Source organism: Streptomyces sp. NBC_01515 (genome assembly GCF_045040345.1).
In the GTDB taxonomy this organism is placed as follows: Bacteria; Actinomycetota; Actinomycetes; order Streptomycetales; family Streptomycetaceae; genus Streptomyces.
On sequence record NZ_CP109416.1, the window covers coordinates 5016931 to 5040819 of the forward strand.

Below are 23889 nucleotides of genomic sequence, written 5' to 3' on the forward strand. Positions count from 1 at the left end.
CGCCTACGCGTCCGGCCTCGCCGAATTGGTCAGTGGGCCCGCCCGGTCCAACAACCCCGTCCGCGCCGCCAGTGCCGCCGCCTCCAGCCGCGATCCCACCCCCAGCTTCATCAGCACCCTCTGCACATGGGTGCGGGCCGTCGACGGGGCGATGCCCATGCCCGCCGCGATCAGGCGGGTGTCCTCGCCGTCTGCCACCCGGACCAGGACCTCGACCTCCCTCGGCGTCAGCATCTGCAACAACCGCTGGCCCTCGTCGTCCGGTTGGGCTGCCGGGTTGAGCAGCTCGCTGAAGGCGCCCTGCAACAGCTGCGGGGCTACGGCCGCCTCGCCCGCCCTCGCCTTCATGATCGCCCGCTCCACGCCCTCGATGCGCTCGTCGTGGCGGACGTAGCCGGACGCGCCCGCGGCGAAGGCCGCCGCTATGCCTCGGGGACTCGGGACCGGGCCCAGGACCAGGACCGCCACCTGAGGGCGTTCGCGTTTGATTTTTATCACCGGGTCGAAGATGCCCGGTTCGGCCGGTGTCGCCGTGCCGATCAGGCATACCTCGGGGGCGCGGGTGATCACCAGCTCGGCCGCGCCCGCCGCGGGTGCGGCGGCTGCCAGCACCCGGTGTCCCCGCAGCTTCAGCGCCGAGGCCAGTGCCTCGGCGAGCAATCGGTGGTCGTCGACCACCATCAGCCGCACTCCCATCGAGCAACCCCCCAGTCCCCCCAATGGATGCCCACTATGGATGCCCACCGGTCCCCAAGAACAGAGGGCCCCCAGCACCCCCGCTCTTCATGCCCCCGGAAGCTACACGCTTGTTCGACGTTGCGCTGCCCCTACTGGAGAGAAGTGCCCCAGATCGACGGACTTTTTCGCATTCCTGGCATTCGGGAGTGATGGGGGTGGTGGGGGTCCTGAGGGTCCTGGGGGGGCGTGGTGAGTCAGCTTGTTGTGCCGAACGCGATAGCCAGATCCTTGTCGCCTGTTGACGATGTCGACGCCTTGTCCGCGTAGACCGCCGACATGTAGAGATGGCCCTCCCCGTAGAGGATCTCCGCGTAGTCCGGGAGGAAGGTCGTCTCCGTGCTCCGTACCGTCTCCGTGCTCGGGTTCTCCAGCAGCTTGGTCTCCTTGAAGGAGGAGCCGTCGATGCTGACGATCTGGCCGCCCTTGTCGTACGGCGGGGACTTGTAGGCGATGACGTTGGTGCCGTCCATGCGCAGCGGGGTGATCGTGTAACCGTCGCCCGCGTCGGCGCGCTGGCCGGTCTGCTTGCCGGTGGCGAGGTCGAAGGCGACGATCTCGTTGGTCCGGCTGTAGGAGTCGCCGGAACCGTCGTGTTCTTCGGTGGGCACGTACAACCGGTCGTTCCCTACGGCCAGTTCGGTGCAGTACTCGACGCGCGTGATGCCGTCGCAGCGGGCCGCGTACTGCTTGCCCGGCGCCGAGATGTGGGAGCGCAGGGCGCCCGTCCTGTTGTCGATGGAGAAGAAGTCCGAGATGCCGCTGCCGTCGCCCGCGCTGTCGCCGACGTCGGCCGCGACGACCAGCGGGTCGGTCGACACGATGCTCGCGTACTCGATGCCCTGGGCCATCTTGTAGTCCGAGATCACCTTCCCGGAGACCGGGTCGATGGTCTGGATGTGGAGGGTGGGCGAGTCGTACGTGCCGCACCTGCGCACCGCGACCAGCTTGGCGCCGCCGCCGTAGCCGGCGTCGTAGCAGTCGGCGGTCTTCGGGCTCCACAGGACCTTGCCGGTGGACATGTCGAAGGCGGCGCCGCCGTCGGTGCTGCCCACGGCGACGGTGTTCGCGCTGACGGTGACGTTCTCGAAACTGATCGGCTGGTCACCGGAGTTGGCGGTCTTCGTCCACAGCTTGGTGCCCGCGTTCAGGTCGATCGCGGCGATCTGGCTGCAGCCGTGCGAGGGCTTGTCCTTGGTCGGCATGGCGGGCTCGTAGAGGATGGCCGTTCTGCCGTCCGTCGTGGTGTGCTTCGTGGCCTGGCAGACCGGGCCCGGGAGCTTGATCGTCCACTGCTTCGCGCCCGTGTCGCGGTTGTAGCCGACCACCTCGGCGCTGCCGGTCTTGGCGTACACCTTGTCGGTGAGCCAGGAGCCGGAGGTCACCATGGTGTCGGCGACCTTGGGCATCGGGACCTGGAAGAGGACCTTGGAGGCGGTGTCGGCGGGCACCTTCTCCTTGCCGCCCGAAGTCGTGCCGCCGGTGCCGCCCTTGCCGTTCGTGCCGCCCGTGGAGCCGCCGGCGGTCGCGGTCTTCTTCGTGTCGTCGTCCTTCTTGCCGGACGAGGACGCGTACCAGATCCCGCCACCGACGATCAGCGCGATCGCCACGACCGCGGCGGTGATGATCACCGCGGGCGCCCCGAACTTCCGCCCGCCGCCGCCCGGTTGGCCCGGCTGCGGGTGCAGCGGCATGGTCGGCTGCCCCGGGTAGCCGTAACCCGGCTGCTGGCCATAGGGGTTGGGCTGTTGCGGCTGACCGTACGGCTGCTGCGGTTGCTGCTGCGGCTGGGCGTACGGGTTCGGCTGCTGGCCCGGGTAGCCGTAGCCGGGCGGCGGGGCCTGCGGGGGTCCCTGGGGCTGCTGGGGTGCCTGGGGGTAGCCGTAGACCGGCTGTTGGGGCGGAGGCGCCTGCGGGTGGCCGTAGCCCGGCGGGGTCTGTGGCGGCTGCTGCGGGGGCTGGTCCTGGGGTGGGCCGAAGCCGCCCTGCGGGGGCTGGTTCGGCGGGGGCGGTGGTGGCTGGGTCATGACGAGTACCTCGGGGAGGACGGCGGGGCGGGGAGAAGTCGGGGTCTCACTTGCCGTACGCGAGCATCAACTTCTCCTTCGTGTCGTCATTGCCGTTCAGCCGGGTCGACGAGATGTAGAAGCGCCCGTCGACGTAGTCGATGTCCCGGGAGAAGAAGCTGGACTCGATCTGCGCGGTGCCGGCGGGCATCCGCAGCAGCTTCGTCGTCTTGTGGGAGGAGCCGGTCGTGGGGACGGACACGATCTGGCCGCCCGCGTCGTAGGAGGCGTCGACATAAGCCAGGAGCTTGCCGCCCTCGACCTTGACCGGGACCATCGACTCGGACGCGGGTGACTTGACGCGCCACTTCTCCTTGCCGGTGGCCAGGTCGATCGCCACGATCTGGTTGGCGCCGGTCGTCGCGTCCGTCGGGAGGTACAGGGTGCTCGCGTCGACCGCGACGCCCTGGCAGCTCTGGAGGTCGTTGTCGATGAACGACGAACCGCAGGAGGGCGCGAAGGTGGCCTTGGAGTCGACCTGCGAGCGGACCGAACCGTCGTTCTTCAGCGTCGAGATGTTCCAGTGCTTGTGGTCGGAGTCGGTCATGTAGAGGACGACCGGGTCCACGGAGTAGACGTGGTCCACCGTCCAGCCCTTGGGGATCGACTTGGTCCACCTGGCCTCGCCGGTCGCCGGGTCCAGCTCCTGCACCTCGTCGTGCTCGGTGGAGGAGCCCGCCCCGCAGGACGCGACCGAGATCAGCTTCGCGCCGCCCGCGAACGCGCCCGGGAAGCAGGCCGCGCCGTACTTCTTCTTCTCGTAGAGCTTCTTGCCGCTGTCGATGTCGTAGGCGATCCCCGACTCCGAGCGGCCCACCATGAGCGTCCTGCCGGTGACCGACAGCCCGATGCTGAGCGCGCTGTCGAAGAGGTCGCCGTCCGGGACGACCGCCGTCCAGCCCTTCGCCCCGGTGCTCAGGTCGAGCTGCTGGAGCTGGTTGCACTTGGCGTTGTCGCTGACACCGCTCTCGTACGCCACGACGATCTTGCCGTCGTCCGACTTCACCGGGGTGACCGCGCAGATCTTCTGCGGGAAGGTGACCGTGGGCCAGGTCGGGTTGCCGTTGCCGACGTTGTAGGCGACGAGTTCCTTGTACGCCGCCTTCACCGCCGTCCTGCCGGTGATCCACATGCCGGGGGCGTCGGCGCCGGAACCGGGCGCGTCCGGCGCCTCCTTGTACCAGAGCACCTTCGCCTCGCCGGACTTACGGCCCTCGTTGAGGTTCTCGGGGTCGGAACGGCCGTCGCCGCTGCCGTCGCCGGGGTTGGCGGGGTCGTCGGCCGCGCTGCTGCCGGAGGGCTGAGGGCTGTCGCTCTTCTCGGCCACCGGCTTCTTGTCGTCACCGCCGCCGGTGACCGCCCACACCGTGCCGCCGACGACCAACAGCCCCGCCACCGCTGCCGCGATCACCAGCGCGGGCCGCCCCTTGAAGGGGTTGCGGGAGCCGCCGCCGGGGGGCGGCGGGGTGAACTGGGGCGCGGGCGGCGGGTATCCGTACCCGCCGTAGGGCGGCTGCTGACCGTACGGCCCCGGCTGCTGCGGCTGGCCGTAGGGACCGGGTTGCTGCGGATAGCCGTAGGGGCCGGGCTGTTGTGGCTGCTGCTGTGGCTGCTGCTGTGGCTGCTGCTGTTGCGGGTAGCCGTAGCCGGGCTGCGGCGGAACCGGGGCCCCGAAGCCGCCCGACGGTGGCTGTGGCGGTTGGTTCGGCGGCGCTCCGTAACCGCCGGACGGCGTCTGTTCGGGCGGCTGAGTCATCAGCGGCTCCCCCTCGTTCACTGATTTTTAGCCACGCCCCGAGGTTCGCGAAGGATTCGGAGGCGCGTTCAAGCAGGTCTCAGACGGCCCTTTCTATCACTGAGCTGTCCATGAGGAACGGGCCGGTTCCCCCCTGTTCCCAAGGGAGGACCGGCCCGTGACGCCCCCGTTATGCGCCTTCACTCACCCTTCACGCGTCCTCGGCGAGTTCCAGCCACCGCAGCTCCAGCTCGTCCCGCTCGCCGCTCAAGTCCCGCAGCTGAGCGTCCAGTTCGGCGACTTTCGCGAAGTCCGTGGCGTTGTCGGCGATTTGCGCGTGCAGCTTGGTCTCCTTCTCGGAGACCTTGTCCAACTGCCGCTCGATCTTCTGGAGTTCCTTCTTCGCGGCCCGCTGGTCGGCGGCGCTCACGGCGGGTGCGGACTTCTCCACGACGGGGACGGCGGCGGCGGCGACTTCCTCCATACGGTGGCGCCGCTCCAGGTACTCGTCGATGCCGCGCGGCAGCATCCGCAGGGTCGCGTCGCCGAGGAGGGCGTACACCTTGTCAGTGGTGCGCTCGACGAAGAACCGGTCGTGCGAGATCACGATCATCGACCCGGGCCAGCCGTCGAGGACGTCCTCCAGCTGGGTCAGGGTCTCGATGTCGAGGTCGTTCGTGGGCTCGTCGAGGAAGAGGACGTTGGGCTCGTCCATGAGCAGCCGGAGGAGTTGCAGCCTGCGCCGCTCACCACCCGACAGGTCCCCGACCGGCGTCCACTGCTTCTCCTTGTTGAAGCCGAACGTCTCGCACAGTTGCCCGGCGGTCATCTCCCGCCCCTTGCCGAGATCGACCCGCTCGCGCACCTGCTGCACGGCCTCCAACACCCGCAGCGTGGGCTTGAGTTCGGCCACCTCCTGGGAGAGGTAGGCGAGCTTCACCGTCTTTCCTACGACGACCCTGCCGGCCGCGGGCTGGGTGTCGCCGTCGCTGCGGGCGGCCTCGGCCATGGCGCGCAGCAGGGAGGTCTTGCCGGCGCCGTTGACGCCGACCAGGCCGACGCGGTCGCCGGGGCCGAGGTGCCAGGTGATGTGCTTCAGCAGGACTTTGGGCCCTGCCTGGACGGTCACGTCCTCCAGATCGAACACGGTCCGGCCGAGGCGCGACGACGCGAACTTCATCAGCTCGCTGGTGTCGCGCGGCGGCGGCACGTCCGCGATCAGTTCGTTGGCGGCCTCGACGCGGAAGCGCGGCTTGGACGTACGGGCCGGGGCGCCCCGGCGCAGCCAGGCCAGCTCCTTGCGGACCAGGTTCTGCCGCTTGGTCTCCTCGGTGGCGGCGATGCGCTCGCGCTCGGCGCGGGCGAAGACGTAGTCGGTGTAGCCGCCCTCGTACTCGAAGACGTCGCCCTTCTGCACGTCCCACATCTGCGTGCAGACCTGGTCCAGGAACCAGCGGTCGTGGGTCACGCAGACGAGCGCGGAACGGCGTTCGCGCAGGTGCTGGGCGAGCCAGGCGATGCCCTCGACGTCGAGGTGGTTCGTGGGCTCGTCGAGGACGACCAGGTCCTGGTCCTCGATGAGCAGCTTCGCGAGTGCGATACGGCGGCGCTCGCCGCCGGAGAGCGGGCCGATGACGGTGTCGAGTCCCTGCGGGAAGCCCGGCATGTCGAGCCCGCCGAAGAGTCCCGTCAGCACGTCGCGGATCTTGGCGTTGCCGGCCCACTCGTGGTCGGCCATGTCCCGGATGACCTCGTGGCGGACGGTCGCCTCCGGGTCGAGGGAGTCGTGCTGGGTGAGGACACCGAGGCGGAGTCCGCCGGAGTGGGTGACGCGTCCGGTGTCGGACTCCTCCAGCTTGGCGAGCATCCGGATCAGGGTGGTCTTGCCGTCTCCGTTGCGGCCCACGACCCCGATCCGGTCCCCTTCGGAGACACCGAGCGAGACACCGTCGAGCAGGGCACGGGTGCCGTACACCTTGCTGACGTTCTCGACATTGACCAGGTTGACGGCCATTTCTCTCCTGACAGGGGGGACGGTCAGCCTCCCAGAGTAATGCGCGCCGGAAGGCCGACGATCCGGGCAGGTCAGGCGCGGTGTCCTCGCCGCGAAGCGCCGCCTTCCGGCTGCGGCTCCGTTGTGGCTGGTCGCGCAGTTGGCGGGGAGGGGGAGATGGTGACGGGGAGGGCGGGTCGAACTGGACGGGGGGGCGGGGCGGGGGTCGGTCGAACCGAAGACTCCGGTCAGGCCGAAGGCACGTCGAGGACGGTCGCGCCCGGCGCCGGGCCCGTCGCCGTACGGACCGTTCGGCAGGTGCCGGAGGCTGTCAGGGCCTCCGCCGCCTTCGCCGCCGAGGCGGGGTCGCGGACGAGGAACGCCGTCGTCGGGCCCGAGCCGGAGACGAGTGCGGCGAGGGCGCCCGCGGTGCGGCCCGCGGCGAGGGTGTCGGCCAGTTCCGGGAAGAGCGAAAGGGCGGCGGGCTGAAGGTCGTTGGAGACGGCGGCGGCGAGCGCGTCCGGGTCGCCCTTCGCGAGCGCGTCGAGGAGTGGCTGGGAGGCGACCGGCTCGGGGATGTCGGTGCCCTCGCCCAAGCGGTCGAACTCCCGGAAGACAGCAGGGGTGGACAGCCCACGCCCGGCCATCGCGAACACCCAGTGGAAGGTGCCGCCGGTCTCCAGGACGGTCAGCTTCTCGCCCCGCCCGATACCGAGCGCCGCCCCGCCCACCAGACCGAACGGCACATCGCTGCCCAACTCCGCGCAGATGTCAAGCAGTTCGGCCCGCGAGGCACCGGTACCCCACAACGCGTCGCACGCCACCAGCGCGCCCGCACCGTCCGCACTGCCGCCCGCCATACCGCCGGCGACGGGGATGTCCTTGGCGATGTGGATGTGCACGGCGGGGCTACGGCCGTACCGCTCGGCGAGTGCTACGGCCGCCCGCGCCGCCAAGTTCGTACCGTCCAGGGGGACTTGGGCCGCGTCCGGGCCCGCGCAGGTGACCCGGAGTTCGTCGGCGGGGGTCACGGTGACCTCGTCGTAGAGGCCGACCGCGAGAAAGACGTTGGCCAGGTCGTGGAACCCGTCGGCCCGCGCGGCACCCACCGCGAGCTGGACGTTGACCTTGGCGGGAACGCGGACGGTGACGCTCACTGCTGACCCTGCTCCTTCGGGGGTTCGGGGGTCGTCCCCCGGGATGATGCGGCCTCCGCGATGCGCGTGAACTCCTCGACCGTGAGCGACTCGCCCCGCGCCTGCGGCGAGACCCCGGCGGCGACCAGTGCCACCTCCGCCGCTGCCGCCGACCCCGCCCAGCCCGCGAGTGCCGCCCGGAGGGTCTTGCGGCGTTGGGCGAAGGCCGCGTCCACCACGGCGAAGACCTCGCGCCTCGTAGCTGTCGTCTTCAGGGGCTCGGGGCGGCGGGTCAGCGCCACCAGGCCGCTGTCCACGTTCGGGGCGGGCCAGAAGACCGTGCGGCCGATGGAGCCGGCTCGTTTGACCTCGGCGTACCAGTTCGCCTTGACGGACGGGACGCCGTACACCTTGGAACCGGGCGGTGCGGCCAGGCGGTCGGCGACCTCTGCCTGGACCATCACCAGGGTGCGTTCGATGGTCGGGAAGTGTTCCAGCATGTGCAGGAGGACCGGTACGGCCACGTTGTAGGGGAGGTTGGCCACCAGCGCGGTCGGGGGCGGGCCCGGCAACTCCGTCACCTGCATCGCGTCCGAGTGCACCAGCGCGAAACGGTCCGCCCGGTCCGGCATCCTCGCCGCGATCGTCGCCGGGAGCGCGCTCGCGAGGGTGTCGTCGATCTCCACGGCGGTGACCCTGTCGGCGACCTCCAGGAGCGCCAGCGTGAGTGAGCCGAGCCCGGGGCCTACCTCCACCACCACGTCGTCGGGGCGGACGTCCGCGGTGCGGACGATGCGGCGGACCGTGTTCGCGTCGATCACGAAGTTCTGGCCGCGCTGTTTTGTGGGGCGGACGTTTAGGGCTGCCGCCAGTTCGCGGATTTCGGCGGGGCCCAGGAGGGCGTCGGGGTTGCTGCTCACGTCCCTAGGTTACGGGGCGGGGCCGCTGCGCTGGGCTTGGCCGTCATTCGGCTGCGGGTCCGCTGTGGCTGGTCGCGCAGTTCCCCGCGCCCCTGGGGACTGGGGGCTGGCGCCCCCAAGCCCCCATCCTCCATCCCCATCCCTCAGCCGTGCAGTCTCGTCCCGCAATGCGGCCACGGGCTTGAACCCCGGCGCACGTACAGCCTCTTCGCCCGCAGCGTCTGTTCCTCCGCGCTCGCGTCCTGGGGGCGTCCGCTGCCGCCCAGGCTGTGCCAGGTGTGGGTGTCGAACTGGTAGAGGCCGCCGTAGGTGCCCGACGGGTCCACCGCGCCGGGGCGGCCGCCGGACTCGCAGGTCGCGAGGCCGTGCCAGTTCAGTTGGTCGGCGCCCTGTACCGAGGTGGGCATGGCCTTCGTGCCGACCTTCACCAGCTGCGAGCGAGGCTCCCGCACCAGTTCGTCGTCCACCCGCCGCGGCTTCTCCTTGACGCCGTTGACCGTGCGGAGGGTGTAGGTGACCCGGCGCAGGCCCGGCTGGCCTGCCCGCTCCACCACCTCTGTGCCCTTGAACAGGGTGGGGTCGTCGGTGCGTTCCACCTTGAAGGGGATCGCCTCCTCGCGGACCTCGCGCGTGCCCGTCACTCGCAGGACCGTGATCGTCTGGCCGTCGCGCGGGAAGCTGGTGGGCGGGACCGAGGTGGTGTCCTCGCCGTGGAGGCCGATACCGGCCTCCTGGACCGCCTCGCCGACCGTCGCCGCGTTGGTGCGGATCGTACGGGCGCGGCCGTCGGCCATGATCGTGACGGTGCGTTCGGTGCGGACGTCGAGGGCGAGTCCGGCGCGGCCGATGGGCTGGGAGCGCGAGGTGGAGACGTAGGCGCCCTCGGCCCGTACGCCGAGTTGTTCGAGGGCCCCGTCGACCGTGCGGGCCGTGGTCCACACCTCGCGCCGGTGGCCGTCGATGGTGAGCCGCACGGGGCGGCCGTAGCGCACCGCGACCTCGTCGCCGCTGGCGAGGGGCGCGTCGCGGCCGGGGGCCACCACGTCGTGGGCGCCTACGTCGACGCCCTGCTGGGCGAGGAGTTCGGTGACGTCGTCGGCGAAGGTGTGCAGGGTGCGCGGCTTGCCGTCGACGTTCAGCTCGATCGCCTTGTCCTTGGCGACGAACGCGGTCGTGCCGCCGGCGAGGAACGCGACGACCAGCGCCTGCGGCACCAGCCGGCGCATCGCGGAGCCGGAGTCGGAGCGCTCGGCTCTTCGCCGCCGCCCGTGCCGGGCCGGCGGCTCGCTCCCCGGCGGGACGGTTCCCGTCTGCCGCGGGAACACGGGTTCGTACGCCTCGTAGGCGGGGCGGTACGTGTCCTCGTACACCTCGGTGGGCCCGTCGGTGTACGCGTCGGCGCGCACACCGCGGTCGTACGTCTCGTAGGTCTCGTAGTTGCTCACGCCGACACGCTCCAGAAGGCCACGGGGGTCCGGATCGGGCCAACAGAACCTAGCGGAGTGACCGTCACTCTCCAAAGCGGCACGGCTACCCAGAGTTGTGTTCGATGGAGCCTCGAAGCGTCGTGCGGACTCTCAATAGCCGAACGCCCGGGCCGTGTTGGCCGCGAGCGCCGTCGCCAGCGCGTCCTCCTCGATGCCCCGTACGGCGGCCATCGCGCGCACCGTGACCGGAACGAGGTAGGGCGCGTTGGGCCGTCCGCGGTACGGGGCGGGGGTGAGGAAGGGCGCGTCGGTCTCCACCAGGACCAGCTCCAGGGGGGCCACGGCGAGCGCGTCCCGCAGGTTCTGGGCGTTCTTGAAGGTGACGGTGCCGGCGAAGGACATGAAGTACCCGGCGCGGGCGCAGAGTTCGGCCATCTCGGCGTCGCCGGAGTAGCAGTGGAAGACCGTGCGCTCGGGGGCGCCCTCCTCCTTGAGAACGCGGAGGACGTCGGCGTGGGCGTCGCGGTCGTGGATGACCAGGGCCTTGCCGTGCCGCTTGGCGATCTCGATGTGGGCGCGGAACGACTTCTCCTGGGCCGCCTTGCCCTCGGGCCCGGTGCGGAAGTAGTCGAGGCCGGTCTCGCCGACGCCCTTGACCTGCGGGAGTCCGGCGAGGCGGTCGATCTCCGCGAGGGCTTCCTCCAGGGCCGCCTCACCACCGGGTACGCGCGCGCCCTGCCGGGACCAGCCGTCGGGGTCTCCGTGGACCATGCGCGGGGCTTCGTTCGGGTGCAGGGCGACCGTCGCGTGGACGGCGTCGTACCGGGCGGCCGTCTCGGCGGCCCAGCGGGAGCCCTTCAGGTCGCAGCCGACCTGGACGAGCGTCGTGACGCCGACCGACGCGGCCTTGGCGAGCGCCGCGTCCACCGTGCCGGACTGCATGTCGAGGTGGGTGTGGGAGTCGGCGACGGCCACCCGGAGGGGTTCCGGGAGCGGCGGCGCCGCGTTCTTATCGCTACTACCGCTACCGCTGGAGGAAGGCATGCCCCGATCCTACGAAAGGGGCATGCCCGCCCGGTCGTCGGAGCCGGTCAGCTCGCCTTGCGGTGGAACGGGTGCAGGAGGTCGGAGAGGTGCCAGTGGTGGTCCTCGCGCTCCGGCAGCGGGGTCACGGCGGCGTCGTCGCCGTCCGCACCCTCCGCTGCGGTGGCGGCCCGGGGCCGCGGCGCCTGGTACTGCCGCTGCGCGGCCTCCCGTACCGACGAGACCTGGCCCGCGCGCATGATGCGTACGACATGCCCGTCGCAGTTGAGGCAGGCGGGCCGGCTGAGCGGTGACGGCACGACCTGACCCTCCGCCACGTACATCACGAACTGGTGGCCGTCGGTGTCGACGTGGTGCTCTATCTCGTACGACTGCTCCCAGCCGTGCCCGCACCGCATGCAGGCGAAGGAGTACGACTCGTTGACCACGGCCGTGGCAGCGCCACGGACGCCGGTCTGCCCTGCGATCTCACTCATGCCAGCTCCTGCTTGCTTTCCGCTGGACAAGCGCCCCCGGCGAGGGGATTCCCCCCGGAATCCCGTTGGAGGCGAGGGACGGGTGCGTCCCTTCATCCAGTGGACGCCTCCAGCAGGGCGAATGCATCAGTCCTGTCGACTGTTGGAGGCGATTTGGACTTTCCTTGTCGAATCGCCCCGTCAAGGCGGTTCGGGCTTTGCACTTCGTGACCGCGCTTTGCCCCGTCATGGGGCGCGCGCTCATGGGAGTCGCGCCTCGCTCAGAGGAACTTTCGCCGCAGGTCAGATGGGGTTTCCGCGCGACCCCGGCGGGGGTTCTCGCGCGAGGCCCGGCGCGGCAGGGGTGCTTGTACGAAGCCCGGCGACAGCGGTTCCCGCACAAAGTCCGACAGAAGTTCGCGTGTACCGCCGCAGGAATCCCACGTGTACCGCCACAGGAATCTCGCGTGCGCCCCGCAGGAATCTCCCGTACGCCCGCCGGGAGTCCCGCGTGCCCTCAAACGGGTTTCTGCGCGCTCTTCGCCGCCACCACCGCATCGAACACCTCGCGCTTGGGAACGCCCGCCTCGACGGCCACGGCGGCGATCGCCTCTTTACGCCGCTCCCCCGCCTCCTCGCGCACCCGCACCCGCCGTACCAGCTCGTCGGCGCCGAGTTCCTCGGCCTTCTCGGGGGCGCCCTCGACGACGACGGTGATCTCCCCCCGCACACCCTCCGCGGCCCACTCGGCCAGCTCGCCGACCGGGCCGCGCTTGATCTCCTCGTACGTCTTCGTCAGCTCGCGGCAGACGGCGGCCCGGCGCTCGGCGCCGAACACCTCGGCCATCGCGGCGAGGGTGTCGTCGAGCCGGTGCGGTGCCTCGAAGTAGACGAGGGTCCGCCGCTCACCGGCCACCTCGCGCAGCCGCGACAGGCGCTCTCCGGCCTTTCTCGGCAGGAACCCCTCGAAGCAGAACCGGTCCACCGGCAGCCCCGACAGCGCGAGCGCGGTGAGCACGGCGGACGGTCCCGGTACGGCGGTGACCTTGATGTCCTTCTCCACGGCGGCGGCGACCAGCCGGTACCCCGGGTCGGACACGGACGGCATCCCGGCGTCGGTCACCAGCAGCACGCGCGAGCCGCCGAGCAGCGCCTCGACCAACTCCGGTGTCCGCGCCGCCTCGTTGCCCTCGAAGTACGACACGACCCGCCCCTTGGGCTGCACCCCCAGCGCCTGCGTGAGCCGCCGGAGCCGTCGCGTGTCCTCGGCGGCGACCACGTCGGCACCCGCCAGCTCCTCGGCGAGGCGCGGCGGGGCGTCCGCGATGTCGCCGATGGGGGTGCCGGCAAGGACCAGAGTTCCGGGAGCAACTGTCACGTTTCCATCCTCTCAGGGGAGAGAGGCGGGACTCACACAGACCTGTTCCCTACGATGGCGCGGTGACCAGTACCGCGTCCTCCACGGACACCCGGCAAGGGCAGGCCCCGCAAGACCAGCGGCCGTCGTGGCAGCAGCGGCTGCGCCGATTCGGCTACACGGCGGGGCCCAGAAGCGACGTACGGGACCGGCTGGTGCCGCCGTACGCGGAGCCCAGCCCGCGGTTGTGGGCGGCGCTCGGCTTCTCGCCGGCGCTCGTCGACCGCATCAACCGCTGGTCGGGCTGGGGCGGCCCGCTGCTGGTCACGCTCATGGCCGGCGTGATGCGCTTCTACCACCTGGGCAGCCCGAAGGCGGTGATATTCGACGAGACGTACTACGCGAAGGACGCGTGGGCGCTGGTCCACCGCGGCTTCGAGGTCAACTGGGACAAGAACGCCAACGACCTGATCCTCCAGCACAACGGTCACATCCCCATCCCGACCGACGCGGCCTACGTCGTGCACCCGCCGGTCGGCAAGTACGTGATCGGCCTCGGCGAGCTGATCTTCGGCTTCAACCCCTTCGGCTGGCGCTTCATGACAGCGCTGCTCGGCACCCTCGCCATCCTGATGCTGTGCCGCATCGGCCGCCGCCTGTTCCGCTCCACGTTCCTGGGCTGCGTCGCGGGCGTCATGATGTCGCTCGACGGCCTGGCCTTCGTGATGGCCCGCACCTCGCTCCTCGACGGCGTCCTGATGTTCTTCGTGGTGGCCGCGTTCGGCTGCCTGCTCCTGGACCGGGACAGGGCCCGGGCGAAACTCGCGGCGGCGCTACCGGCCGACGCGGACGGCCGGGTCCGCCCGGACGCGCACATCGCCAACACCCTCTCCCTCGGCTGGCGCCCCTGGCGCTGGATGGCAGGCCTGACCCTCGGCCTCGCGATGGCCACCAAGTGGAACGGCATGTTCTATGCCGCCGCCTTCGTGGTGATGGCCGTGCTCTGGGACGTCGGCTCCCGCAAGGTCGCGGGCGCGAGCAAGCCGTACGCCGCGGTCCTCAAGCACGACGTGGGCCTCGCCTTCATCTCCACCGCCCCGGTCGCGATCTCGGTCTACGTCCTCTCCTGGCTCGGCTGGATCCTCTCCCCGGCCAACGGCACCGGCGGCTACTTCCGCAACTGGGCCGCGACCGACGGCAAGGGCGGCTTCTGGAGCCACTACATGCCCGACTGGGCGCGCAGCCTGTGGCACTACGAGCACGAGGTCTACGAGTTCAACGTCGGCCTGCACTCCCCGCACACGTACATGTCCAACCCGTGGAGCTGGCTGGTCGACGGCCGCCCGGTCTCGTACTTCTACGAGTCCCCGTCCCCCGGCGCGGACGGCTGCCCGGCGAGCGCGGGCGAGAAGTGCGCCCGCGAGGTCCTGGCCATCGGCACCCCGCTCCTCTGGTGGGCGGCCTGCTTCGCGCTCCTGTACGTCCTGTGGCGCTGGGCGTTCCGCCGCGACTGGCGAGCGGGCGCGATCGCCTGCGGCGTAGCGGCCGGCTACCTCCCCTGGTTCATGTACCAGGACCGCACGATCTTCTTCTTCTACTCCATCGTCTTCCTCCCGTTCCTGTGCCTGGCGGTCGCGATGCTGATCGGCGCGGTGATCGGCCCACCGGGCTCCAGCGACACCCGCCGGGTCACGGGCGCGGTCGGCGCGGGCGTACTGGTCCTGCTGGTCACGTGGAACTTCATTTATTTCTGGCCGCTGTACACGGGGACGGCGATCCCGATCGACCAGTGGCGGTCCCGGATGTGGCTGGACACCTGGGTGTAGCCGCCTCCGTGGGCCGGGATGTCGGATCCGGCACCACGACCGACCCTGAACCCCCACCCCCGGTTGCCCGATATCCCCCACCGTTCGCCGTACGTTCACATACGTGGCCCACCCGGCGGCGCGATTCAGTCAGCTGATCTCCGTTAGGACAACAAAAGGCAACACCCCTCACAGCTTTCCCCCACGCCACCTACAGTTCGAAGGACTGATAACGGGGAGGGACAGGGGCATGCGCAAGGGGGTAAAGGCCGCCGTCATCGGCAGCGTGTTCGCTGTGATGGTGGGCGGGGCGGGGTACGGGGCGTTCAACGTGGTGTCCGCGTTGGGGAGTTCGGACGCGGTGGACGGGATCGGTGGGGGCTCCGCCAAGAAGACCGGGCCGCCCAGCGGCGGTGAGGTCGAGGAGACGACGAAGAAGTTCTTCGCGGCCTGGGAGAGCGGGAACGCGGTGACCGCCGCGTCGTACACGAACAACGACGCCGCCGCCGACCTCGTCCTGGAGTCGTACAGCGGGGCCGGTCACATCACCAAGGTGAAGATCACGCCCGGTACGGCGACCGGGGCCACCGTGCCGTTCGGCGTGCGGGCGACGGTGTCGTACAAGGGCATCTCCAAGCCGCTCAGTTACAGGAGTCAGCTGACCGTCGTACGCGGGAAGACGACCGGGCGGGCCCTCGTCGACTGGCAACCGGCCGTCGTGCACCCGGAGTTGAAGACCGGCGACACGTTCGTCACCGGGGAGTCCGCGAGTCCGGCGATCGAGGCCGTGGACCGGGACGGGGTCGCGGTGACGAAGGAGAAGTATCCGTCGCTGGGGCCGATCCTCGACGAGTTGCGCGCCAAGTACGGTGACAAGGCGGGCGGTACGCCCGGTATCGAGCTGTCGATCAAGCACGACGTCGCGGACTCGGCCGCCACCACGCTGGTGACCCTGGAGAAGGGCAAGGCCGGCAAGGTGCGCACGACGCTCAGCGCGAGCGTGCAGGCCGCCGCCGAGAAGGCCGTGACGAAGTACTCGGAGTCGTCCGTCGTGGCCCTGCAGCCGAGCACCGGGCAGGTGCTGGCGATCGCCAACAATCGCGCCGACGGCTTCAACGCCGCGTTCCTGGGGCAGTTGGCGCCGGGCTCGACGATGAAGATCATCAGTGCCGCCACGTTCATCGACAACGGCATCACGACGATGAACGGCCCGGCGCCCTGCACGCCCGACGCGGTGTGGCAGAGCCAGACCTTCCACAACCTGACCGGTCTCAAGCCGGACTTGAACGCCACGCTCGCCGACAGCTTCGCCCGCTCCTGCAACACGGCCTTCGTGAAGTACGCCGACTCGGTCAAGGTGGATTCCCTGACCAAGGAGGCCGAGGACCGCTTCGGGCTCGGCCGGGACAACTGGAAGACCGGCATCCCGTCCTTCGACGGCTCGGTCCCCGCGTCCGGCGGCCCGGACACCGCGGCCAACCTGATCGGCCAGGGCCAGGTGCAGATGAGCCCGCTGAACATGGCGTCGGTGACGGCGACCGCGAAGACGGGCACGTTCCGGCAGCCGATCCTCGTCGCGCAGAGCCTCGACGACCGCCAACTGGCCACCGCCCGGGGCCTGTCGGCGAGTACGTCGGCCCAGCTGCGGGCGATGATGAACCGCACCGCGATCAGCGGCACCGCGGCGGGCATCATGTCCGGGCTCGGCGGCAGCATCGGCGCGAAGACGGGATCCGCCGAGGTGGACGGGCAGTCCAAGTCCAACAGCTGGTTCACCGGCTACCGCGACGACGTGTCGGCGGCGGCCATGACCCAGGACGGCGGCCACGGCATCGACGCCGCGGGCCCGATCGTCCGGGCGGTACTGGCGGCGGGTGGCTGAACTCACCCCCGTGAGACGGGAACTCACCCGCACAGGACGGGACTCTAAGGTGTGCCCCATCGTTGGGGCGTGTGAGGGCTGAGACAGGGCCGAGTGACGGCGGGGGCCCAAAGGGATTCGCGGAGGATCGGGAACTGTGGGCACGAGGGGCAAGAAGAAGGTCGTCGCCGAGCGGCGCAAGGCGAGACCCGCCGTGGTCGGCGGGGTGATCGCCGTGGCCGTCGTCGGCGCGGGCGTCGGCGCCTACGCGCTGTACGACGGCGGCGCCTCGGCCGAGGCGGGCACGTCGACCACCGCCGACCACAAGGCGATCAAGACGGGCCCGCTGTCGGCGACCGAGGTGCAGACGACCGCGAAGCGCTACCTGGCCGACTGGCAGCAGGGCAAGGTCGCCCAGGCCGCCGCGACGACGGACAAGTCAGCGGCGGCCGCCGCCCTGCTCACCGGGTACACGAAGAACGCCCACATGAAGGGCATCACCGTCACCGAGGGCGCCCGCACGGGCACCAAGGTCCCCTTCTCCGTGAAGTGCACGGTGTCGTACAAGGGCATCAACAAGCCCATGACGTACGCCACTTCGCTCACCGTCGTGCGCAGCGCGAAGGACGGCAAGCCGTACGTCCAGTGGCACGCCTCCGTCGTCCACCCGGACCTCGCGGACGGCGACACCCTGGTGACGGGCGAGTCCGGCACCCCGCCGGTCAAGGCCTACGACCGTGACGGCGGCGAGCTGACGGTCGCCAAGTACCCGTCACTGGGGCCGGTGTTGGACGGGCTGCGGGAGAAGTTCGGCAAGAAGGCCGGCGGCAAGGCGGGCATCGAACTCCAGGTGATCCGGGGCAAGACGTCCAAGCAGTCCGACAAGACCCTCGTCGAGCTGAGCAAGGGCACCCCGGGCAAGGTGAAGACGACGCTCAGCCCGACGCTCCAGGCGGCGGCCGAGACGCAGGTCAACAAGCAGAAGAACTCCTCGGTCGTGATGATGCGCCCGTCGACCGGCGAGATCCTGGCCGTCGCGAACGCCTCGCACGGCTTCAACGTGGCCTTCCAGGGCTCCCTCGCCCCCGGTTCCACGATGAAGATCGTGACGTCGACGATGCTCTTCGAGAAGAACCTGATCACCCCGGACGCGTCGCACCCCTGCCCCAAGACCTACAAGCTGGCGGGCTGGACCTTCCACAACGACGACGACTCGGAGATCAAGAAGGGCACGTTCAAGATGGCCTTCGGGGCCTCCTGCAACAACGCCTTCATCAACTTCGCGCCCAAGCTGTCCAACAGCGACCTGACGACGGAGGCCCAGCAGGTCTACGGCCTCGGCATGAACAACTGGGCCATCGGCGTCCCCACCTTCGACGGCTCGGTCCCCGTGCAGAGCGGCGCGCAGATGGGCGCCTCGCTGATCGGCCAGGGCGGGGTCCGCATGAACCCGCTCAACATGGCGTCGGTCGCCGCCACCGTCGACACGGGCACCTTCCACCAGCCGTACCTGGTCTCCCCGACGGTCGACAACCGCACGATCGCGAAGGCCTCGCGCACGATGTCGTCGACGACGCAGTCGGAGCTGAAGGAGGTCATGAAGTACACGGCGGACTACGGCACGGCGGCGCAGGCGATGTCCGGGCTCGGTCCGGACTACGGCGCGAAGACCGGCTCGGCGGAGGTCGACGGCCAGAAGAAGCCCAACGGCTGGTTCACCGCGTACAAGGGCGACCTCGTCGCCGCGGGTGTCGTCCAGGCGGGCGGCCACGGCGGCGACACGGCGGGCCCGATCGTGGCGGCCCTGCTCAAGCTGGGCAGCAGCCTCGGCGGCTGACCCGCGGCTTGAGCCCGCTGAGCCCCTGAACGTTCCGGGGCTCAGCTGATTCCTCTGTGAGACTCGGCTGGTCCTCTGCGCGGGTCAGCTGATCCTCTGTGCGGGTCAGCTCGCGACCGGCGTGGTGGCCGTATAGGTCCGCCGCAGAAACCGCATGATCGTCTTCGTCTCGAACTGGACGACGGAGACGCCCTGTTCGGAGTGGAACTCGACCACGGCCTGCACCCGCCCGCACGGCCACACCCGCACCTCGCCGCTGCCGGCCGGGGCACGCAGCCCCTGCTCCAGCAGCGCCCGGTCGAAGGTCCATTCATGCGGTCCGGGCAGGCCGATACGGACGGCTCGGGGATCGGATTCGGGGTCGTACCGCAGGACGACGGGGACCGCGTCTCGGTCCAGCCGGTCCACGTCCTCGTCGGTGACGATATGGGCTCGCGCGTACTGTTCGACTACGGACATCGGGCGGCCCCTTACGCTGAGTGACCTGTGTGAAAGCTATGCATCCGCTTCCACTACCCAAATGTCGCACATTTTCTCGGGAGCGCCCTCCGGGGCGACAGATCTCACATGTCGGCGCGAGACTGTCTAGCTCTTGCAAAGGACTCGCAACAACCATCTAAAATCATCCCGTGCATGTGCCTGACGGATTCATAGACGCCCCCGTATCCGCCGCGACCGGTGTGGTCGCCGCGGCCGCCATCGCCGTGAGCCTGCGCGGTGCCCGCCGCGAACTCGACGAACGGACGGCGCCGCTCGCGGGCCTGGTCGCCGCGTTCATCTTCGCCGTGCAGATGCTCAACTTCCCGGTCGCGGCCGGCACCAGCGGCCACCTCCTGGGCGGCGCGCTGGCCGCGATCCTGGTCGGCCCCTACACCGGTGTGCTCTGCGTCTCGGTCGTCCTCCTCATGCAGGGCATCCTGTTCGCGGACGGCGGCCTGACCGCGCTCGGCGTGAACATCACCGACATGGCGATCACGACGACGGTGGTCGCGTACGCCGTCTTCCGCGGCCTGGTGAAGGTGCTGCCCCGCACCCGCCGCTCGATCACCGCCGCGTCCTTCACCGCGGCCCTGCTCTCCGTCCCGGCCGCCGCCCTCGTCTTCACCCTCCTCTACTCGCTCGGCGGCACCACCGACGTCTCCCTCGGCAAGGTCGCCACCGCGATGATCGGCGTCCACGTCCTCATCGGCGTCGGTGAGGCCGCGATCACCGCGCTCACGGTCGGCGCCGTGATCGCCGTACGCCCGGATCTCGTCCACGGCGCACGCGGCCTGGAGCAGCGCCTCAAGCTGCGCGTGAACGGCGAACTCGTGGACGCGACACCGCAGTTGGAGCCGGTCGCCGCCCCCCGGACCTCCCGCCGCGGACTGTGGATCGGCGGCCTGGTCACGTCCCTCCTCCTCGCCGGTTTCGTCAGCTTCTACGCCTCCTCGAACCCCGACGGCCTGGAGAAGGTGGCCGCCGACCACGGCATCGACCAGAAGGCGAAGGAGCACACCTCGGCGGACTCCCCGCTGGCCGACTACGGCGTACGCGACGTCGACGACGCCCGGCTCTCCGGCGGCCTCGCGGGCGTGATCGGCGTGGGCGTCACGGTCGTGGCGGGCACGGGCGTCTTCTGGGCGGTCCGCAAGCGTCGCAGCACCACCTCGCAGGTGGCCTGACATGGGCGCGGGCCACGCCCACCGCCTCTACCGGCACGGCCACTCCCCCGTCCACGCGCTGCCCCCGCACACCAAACTGGCCGCCGTCTTCGCCTTCGTGGTGGTCGTGGTGTCGACCCCGCGCGAGGCGATGTGGGCGTTCGGCGTGTACGCGGTACTGCTGGGGCTGGTCGCGTACGCGGCCCGCGTGCCCGCCGCCTTCCTGCTCCGCCGTCTGCTGATCGAGGTCCCCTTCGTCGCGTTCGCGGTCCTCATGCCCTTCGTCGCGGAAGGCGAGCAAGTCACCGTCCTGGGCGTGCAGTTGAGCGTGAACGGCCTCTGGGGCGCGTGGAACGTCCTCGCCAAGGGCACCTTGGGCGTAGCCGCCTCGGTCCTCCTCGCCGCGACCACCGAACTCCGCGAACTCCTCCTGGGCCTCCAGCGGTTGAAGCTCCCGCCCCTCCTCGTCCAGATCGCGTCCTTCATGATCCGCTACGGCGACGTCATCACGGACGAGATGCGGCGGATGCGGATCGCCCGCGAGTCACGGGGTTTCGAGGCCCGGGGCATCCGTCACTGGGGCGTGCTCGCGAAGTCGGCGGGCGCGCTGTTCATCCGCTCCTACGAGCGCGGGGAGCGGGTCCATCTGGCCATGGTGAGCCGGGGTTACACGGGTTCCATGCCGGTGATCGACGAGGTGACGGCGTCCCGGGCCCAGTGGTCGTACGCCTTCGCTCTGCCCTGTACCGCCTTTGCCGTATGCCTGTTGGGATGGACGCTGTGACCGGTTCGCTTTCGTTGGAGGTCTCCGGGCTGGCCTTCGCCTACCCCGACGGCCAACAGGCCCTGTTCGGCGTCGACTTCACCGTCGCGCGCGGCGAACGGGTCGCCCTGCTCGGCCCGAACGGCGCCGGCAAGACCACCCTCGTCCTGCACCTCAACGGCATCCTCACGGCCGGCGCCGGAACGGTGACGGTGGCCGGACTCCCGGTCGGCAAGCGGCACATGGCGGAGATCAGGCGCCGGGTCGGGATCGTGTTCCAGGACCCCGACGACCAGCTCTTCATGCCGACGGTCCGCGAGGACGTGGCGTTCGGCCCGGCGGCGGCCGGGATGAAGGGCGCCGAGCTGGAGCAACGGGTGCGTACGGCACTGGAGTCGGTGGGGATGGCGGACTTCGCGGACCGTCCCCCGCACCACCTGTCGTTCGGGCAGAGGCGGCGCGTCGCGGTGGCAACAGTCCTGGCGATGGAACCGGAGATCCTCGTCCTCGACGAGCCCTCCTCCAACCTCGACCCGGCCTCCCGGCGCGAACTGGCCGACATCCTGCGGTCGTTGGACGTGACGGTGCTCATGGTCACGCACGACCTGCCGTACGCACTGGAGTTGTGCCCGCGCGCGCTGATCCTGAGCGAGGGCGTGATCGCGGCGGACGGGAAGACCGGCGAACTGCTCTCCGACGACGCGTTGATGCGGGCGCATCGCCTGGAGCTGCCCTTCGGGTTCGACCCGCGGTCCGTGACAACGGGCCCGCTGACTTGCTGACCTGCTGACCTCGGGTTACCGACGGTTCCTACCCCCTCGTAGCCAGGGGTTCGTTACCGGTCAGTATCTTGTGCACGATGCAGTTGCGCGCTCTCGTGCTTTCCGTCCCCGGGGGAGGTCCCGCCATGACCGACGACACCGCTGCCACCGCCGCCACCGCTGTCACCGCTGTCGACACCCGCCCGACGAAGATCATGTACGTCGCCGAGGCCACCGCCCACGGCGGCCGGGACGGCTTCGTCAGCAGCCAGGACGGCCAGCTCGCCCTCCAGGTCGCGATGCCCCCGGCGCTGGGCGGCGACGGCAACGGCACCAACCCCGAGCAGCTCTTCGCGGCCGGCTACAGCTCCTGCTTCCACAACGCGCTGGTCCTGGTCGGCCGTAGGGCGGGCTTCGACCTGACCGGTTCCACGGTCGCCGCGAAGGTCGGCATCGGCCCCAACAAGCAGCGCGGCTACGGCCTCGCGGTCGCCCTGAGCGTGTCCCTGCCGATCCTCGACCAGGACATCGCGGCGAAGCTGGTGGACGCGGCGCACGAGGTCTGCCCGTACTCGAACGCGACCCGCGGGAACATCGACGTGACGATCCTGCTTGGTTGAAAGAGGAGAGCGGTACGGCGGAACATCGGAACGAGGGGCACGGACGTGGACGTGAACGGCGTGGTGGCCGAGGGCTTCGAGCCGGTCAGGGACGCGTTCGTACGGAACTTCGAGGCGCGCGGGGACCGCGGCGCGGCGGTGACGGTGTACCGGCACGGGCACCGGGTCGTGGACCTCTGGGCGGGCACGAAGGACATCGACGGCACCGCTCCCTGGGAGCAGGGCACGGCCCAGATCGTCCGCTCGGCAACGAAGGGCGTGGCAGCCGCCGTACTCCTGCTGCTGGCGCAGCGCGGGGAACTGGACCTGGACGCTCCGGTGGGCGAGTACTGGCCGGAGTACAAGGCGGCCGGCAAGGAGCACACCCTGGTGTGGCACCTGCTGGCCCACCGCGCGGGCGTGCCGGCGCTGGACCGCCCGTTGACCCCGGAGCAGGCCGCCGACCCGGTGCTCAGTGCGACGGCGGTGGCGGCGCAGGCACCGGCGTGGGAGCCGGGCACGGACCACGGCTACCACGCGCAGACGTACAGCTGGCTGACCGGTGAACTCGTACGCCGGGTGACGGGCAGGTCGATCGGCGAGTGGATCGCGGACGAGATCGCGGGCCCGGTCGGGGCGGACCTCTGGGTGGGCCTGCCGGCGTCCTCGGCGAGCCGGGTGGGCCGGGTCGCACAGCTGGAAGCCGCGACAACGGACCCGGGCACCCTCCGCACCCGCCCCAAGCGCTCGGTCTCCGAGGCGTACGCGAACCCCGACTCCCTCACCCGGCGCGCGTTCGGGGCGATCACCCCCATGCCGGACGAGAACGACCCGGCGTACCGGGCGGCCGAACTCCCCGCGTCGAACGGCATCGCGACGGCGGACGGCCTGGCCCGTGTCTACGCGTCACTGATCGGTGAAGTCGACGGCGGGGTAAGCCTGTTCACCCCGGCGACGGTCCAACTGGGGCGCACAGAACGCTCGTCGGGCCCGGACCGCGTCCTCGTGATCACCACCCGCTTCGGCCTGGGCTACATGCTGCACGGCAGCGCGTCCCCCCTCCTCTCGGAGTCCTCCTTCGGCCACCCGGGCCGAGGCGGCGCACTGGGCTTCGCCGACCCCGAGTCGGGCATCGCGTTCGGCTACGTCACGAACGGCTTCCGCAAGAGCGTGACGGCGGACCCGAGAGCGCAGGCGCTGGTGCGGGCGGTACGAACGTCTTTGACGTCGGCGGAATGAACCGGCCCGACCGAAGGGTTCCCTGTCCATGACGCCCAAGAACGCCGACACCGACGCCACCACCACCACCACCGCCACCGCCACCGCCACCGCCACCGCCACCGACGCCCGGACGATCACCAACCCGCCCACGCTCCACGACCCGACCCCGTTCGGCTACAGCCACGCGGTCTCGGCACCCGGTGAACTCGTCTTCATCGCCGGCCAGTACGCCTCCGACGAGACGGGCACACCGGTACCGGGCGACTTCGCGGCACAGGTGGAGTTGGCGTTCACCCGCCTACGGTCGGCGCTGGCGGGAGTAGGCCTGGACTTCGAACACGTGGTCCGCCTGGGCACGTTCATCGTCGACCACGACCTCACCAAGCTGGAAACCCTGGGCAAGGCCCTGCACGCGAACTTCGGCGACCGCCTACCGGCCCAGACCCTCAGCGGGGTCGCGTCCCTCGCCCTGCCGGGCATGCTGTTCGAGGTGGACGCGGTGGCGGTACGACGTCCCTGACGGGCAGCCCC

General features: G+C 70.4%; 20 protein-coding genes. 9 read left to right on the forward strand and 11 right to left on the reverse strand.

Annotated features, from left to right (window positions below; genetic code table 11):
• Nucleotides 1–3: 3 nt before the first annotated feature.
• The 10 genes from OG407_RS22290 to rsmI all read right to left on the reverse strand — a co-directional run bounded on the left by OG407_RS22290 (nt 4) and on the right by rsmI (nt 12889).
• Nucleotides 4–696 carry a LuxR C-terminal-related transcriptional regulator gene (locus OG407_RS22290; RefSeq protein WP_405860525.1) on the reverse strand — a complete coding sequence of 231 codons (693 nt, stop codon included), beginning with the start codon at nt 694–696 and terminating at the stop codon, nt 4–6.
• A 236-nt stretch (nt 697–932) separates the two neighbouring features.
• Nucleotides 933–2762 carry a PQQ-binding-like beta-propeller repeat protein gene (locus OG407_RS22295; RefSeq protein ID WP_405860527.1) on the reverse strand — a complete coding sequence of 610 codons (1830 nt, stop codon included), beginning with the start codon at nt 2760–2762 and terminating at the stop codon, nt 933–935.
• Nucleotides 2763–2808: 46 nt separating this feature from the next.
• Nucleotides 2809–4557 carry a PQQ-binding-like beta-propeller repeat protein gene (locus tag OG407_RS22300; RefSeq protein WP_405860529.1) on the reverse strand — a complete coding sequence of 583 codons (1749 nt, stop codon included), beginning with the start codon at nt 4555–4557 and terminating at the stop codon, nt 2809–2811.
• Between the two features lie 190 nt (nt 4558–4747).
• Nucleotides 4748–6550, reverse strand: coding sequence for an ABC-F family ATP-binding cassette domain-containing protein (locus OG407_RS22305; RefSeq protein ID WP_405860531.1), 1803 nt, complete (start codon nt 6548–6550; stop codon nt 4748–4750).
• A 227-nt stretch (nt 6551–6777) separates the two neighbouring features.
• Entirely contained in the window at nt 6778–7686 is a 909-nt protein-coding gene (locus OG407_RS22310; RefSeq protein WP_405860533.1) for a 4-(cytidine 5'-diphospho)-2-C-methyl-D-erythritol kinase, read from the reverse strand.
• Nucleotides 7683–8585, reverse strand: coding sequence for a 16S rRNA (adenine(1518)-N(6)/adenine(1519)-N(6))-dimethyltransferase RsmA (gene rsmA / locus OG407_RS22315; RefSeq protein ID WP_328682645.1), 903 nt, complete (start codon nt 8583–8585; stop codon nt 7683–7685). Before rsmA ends, OG407_RS22310 begins: the two co-directional genes overlap by 4 nt.
• A 143-nt stretch (nt 8586–8728) precedes the next feature.
• Nucleotides 8729–10030: a ubiquitin-like domain-containing protein gene (locus tag OG407_RS22320; protein ID WP_405860535.1), complete on the reverse strand. Its 1302-nt coding sequence runs from the start codon at nt 10028–10030 to the stop codon at nt 8729–8731.
• Nucleotides 10031–10162: 132 nt separating this feature from the next.
• Nucleotides 10163–11056: a TatD family hydrolase gene (locus tag OG407_RS22325; protein ID WP_405860537.1), complete on the reverse strand. Its 894-nt coding sequence runs from the start codon at nt 11054–11056 to the stop codon at nt 10163–10165.
• 47 nt (nt 11057–11103) lie between these two features.
• Nucleotides 11104–11532 (reverse strand): hypothetical protein, encoded by a 429-nt coding sequence (locus OG407_RS22330; protein WP_405860539.1) that lies wholly within the window; start codon nt 11530–11532, stop codon nt 11104–11106.
• 496 nt (nt 11533–12028) lie between these two features.
• On the reverse strand, nt 12029–12889 hold the full coding sequence (gene rsmI / locus OG407_RS22335; RefSeq protein WP_328682636.1) for a 16S rRNA (cytidine(1402)-2'-O)-methyltransferase: 861 nt from the start codon (nt 12887–12889) through the stop codon (nt 12029–12031).
• A gap of 62 nt (nt 12890–12951) precedes the next feature.
• Between rsmI and OG407_RS22340 the strand changes: the two genes are divergently transcribed.
• The 3 genes from OG407_RS22340 to OG407_RS22350 all read left to right on the forward strand — a co-directional run bounded on the left by OG407_RS22340 (nt 12952) and on the right by OG407_RS22350 (nt 18371).
• Entirely contained in the window at nt 12952–14694 is a 1743-nt protein-coding gene (locus OG407_RS22340) for a dolichyl-phosphate-mannose--protein mannosyltransferase (protein ID WP_405860541.1), read from the forward strand.
• A gap of 229 nt (nt 14695–14923) precedes the next feature.
• Complete coding sequence (locus OG407_RS22345) at nt 14924–16555, forward strand: penicillin-binding transpeptidase domain-containing protein (RefSeq protein ID WP_405860543.1); 1632 nt, start codon at nt 14924–14926, stop codon at nt 16553–16555.
• 136 nt (nt 16556–16691) lie between these two features.
• The gene (locus OG407_RS22350; RefSeq protein ID WP_405860545.1) at nt 16692–18371 is read left to right on the forward strand and encodes a penicillin-binding transpeptidase domain-containing protein; all 1680 of its coding nucleotides are present in this window, start codon (nt 16692–16694) and stop codon (nt 18369–18371) included.
• 105 nt (nt 18372–18476) lie between these two features.
• On the opposite strand, the gene OG407_RS22355 is transcribed toward OG407_RS22350, so the two are convergent.
• Nucleotides 18477–18830: an SsgA family sporulation/cell division regulator gene (locus tag OG407_RS22355; protein WP_405860547.1), complete on the reverse strand. Its 354-nt coding sequence runs from the start codon at nt 18828–18830 to the stop codon at nt 18477–18479.
• Nucleotides 18831–19000: 170 nt separating this feature from the next.
• Here OG407_RS22355 and OG407_RS22360 point away from each other — a divergent pair, with 170 nt between their 5' ends.
• The 6 genes from OG407_RS22360 (at nt 19001) to OG407_RS22385 (ending at nt 23878) form a co-directional block, all read left to right on the forward strand.
• Nucleotides 19001–20035, forward strand: a complete 1035-nt coding sequence (locus OG407_RS22360; protein WP_405860549.1) for an energy-coupling factor ABC transporter permease — start codon at nt 19001–19003, stop codon at nt 20033–20035.
• 1 nt (nt 20036) lies between these two features.
• Nucleotides 20037–20798 (forward strand): cobalt ECF transporter T component CbiQ, encoded by a 762-nt coding sequence (cbiQ, locus tag OG407_RS22365; protein ID WP_405860551.1) that lies wholly within the window; start codon nt 20037–20039, stop codon nt 20796–20798.
• Entirely contained in the window at nt 20786–21559 is a 774-nt protein-coding gene (locus OG407_RS22370) for an energy-coupling factor ABC transporter ATP-binding protein (protein WP_405860553.1), read from the forward strand. Before cbiQ ends, OG407_RS22370 begins: the two co-directional genes overlap by 13 nt.
• 125 nt (nt 21560–21684) lie before the next feature.
• Nucleotides 21685–22158, forward strand: a complete 474-nt coding sequence (locus OG407_RS22375) for an organic hydroperoxide resistance protein (RefSeq protein ID WP_405860555.1) — start codon at nt 21685–21687, stop codon at nt 22156–22158.
• A gap of 45 nt (nt 22159–22203) precedes the next feature.
• Complete coding sequence (locus tag OG407_RS22380; RefSeq protein WP_405860557.1) at nt 22204–23376, forward strand: serine hydrolase domain-containing protein; 1173 nt, start codon at nt 22204–22206, stop codon at nt 23374–23376.
• A 28-nt stretch (nt 23377–23404) separates the two neighbouring features.
• Nucleotides 23405–23878 carry a RidA family protein gene (locus OG407_RS22385; RefSeq protein WP_405860559.1) on the forward strand — a complete coding sequence of 158 codons (474 nt, stop codon included), beginning with the start codon at nt 23405–23407 and terminating at the stop codon, nt 23876–23878.
• Nucleotides 23879–23889: the final 11 nt, after the last annotated feature.

What these genes read in the sequence shown, in the direction of transcription:
- OG407_RS22290 (WP_405860525.1), bottom strand. Translation starts at nt 696, where the DNA reads ATGGGAGTGCGGCTGATGGTGGTCGACGACCACCGATTGCTCGCCGAG.
- OG407_RS22295 (WP_405860527.1), bottom strand. Translation starts at nt 2,762, where the DNA reads ATGACCCAGCCACCACCGCCCCCGCCGAACCAGCCCCCGCAGGGCGGC.
- OG407_RS22300 (WP_405860529.1), bottom strand. Translation starts at nt 4,557, where the DNA reads ATGACTCAGCCGCCCGAACAGACGCCGTCCGGCGGTTACGGAGCGCCG.
- OG407_RS22305 (WP_405860531.1), bottom strand. Translation starts at nt 6,550, where the DNA reads ATGGCCGTCAACCTGGTCAATGTCGAGAACGTCAGCAAGGTGTACGGC.
- OG407_RS22325 (WP_405860537.1), bottom strand. Translation starts at nt 11,056, where the DNA reads ATGCCTTCCTCCAGCGGTAGCGGTAGTAGCGATAAGAACGCGGCGCCG.
- OG407_RS22330 (WP_405860539.1), bottom strand. Translation starts at nt 11,532, where the DNA reads ATGAGTGAGATCGCAGGGCAGACCGGCGTCCGTGGCGCTGCCACGGCC.
- OG407_RS22345 (WP_405860543.1), top strand. Translation starts at nt 14,924, where the DNA reads ATGCGCAAGGGGGTAAAGGCCGCCGTCATCGGCAGCGTGTTCGCTGTG.
- OG407_RS22355 (WP_405860547.1), bottom strand. Translation starts at nt 18,830, where the DNA reads ATGTCCGTAGTCGAACAGTACGCGCGAGCCCATATCGTCACCGACGAG.
- cbiQ (WP_405860551.1), top strand. Translation starts at nt 20,037, where the DNA reads ATGGGCGCGGGCCACGCCCACCGCCTCTACCGGCACGGCCACTCCCCC.
- OG407_RS22370 (WP_405860553.1), top strand. Translation starts at nt 20,786, where the DNA reads ATGGACGCTGTGACCGGTTCGCTTTCGTTGGAGGTCTCCGGGCTGGCC.
- OG407_RS22375 (WP_405860555.1), top strand. Translation starts at nt 21,685, where the DNA reads ATGACCGACGACACCGCTGCCACCGCCGCCACCGCTGTCACCGCTGTC.
- OG407_RS22385 (WP_405860559.1), top strand. Translation starts at nt 23,405, where the DNA reads ATGACGCCCAAGAACGCCGACACCGACGCCACCACCACCACCACCGCC.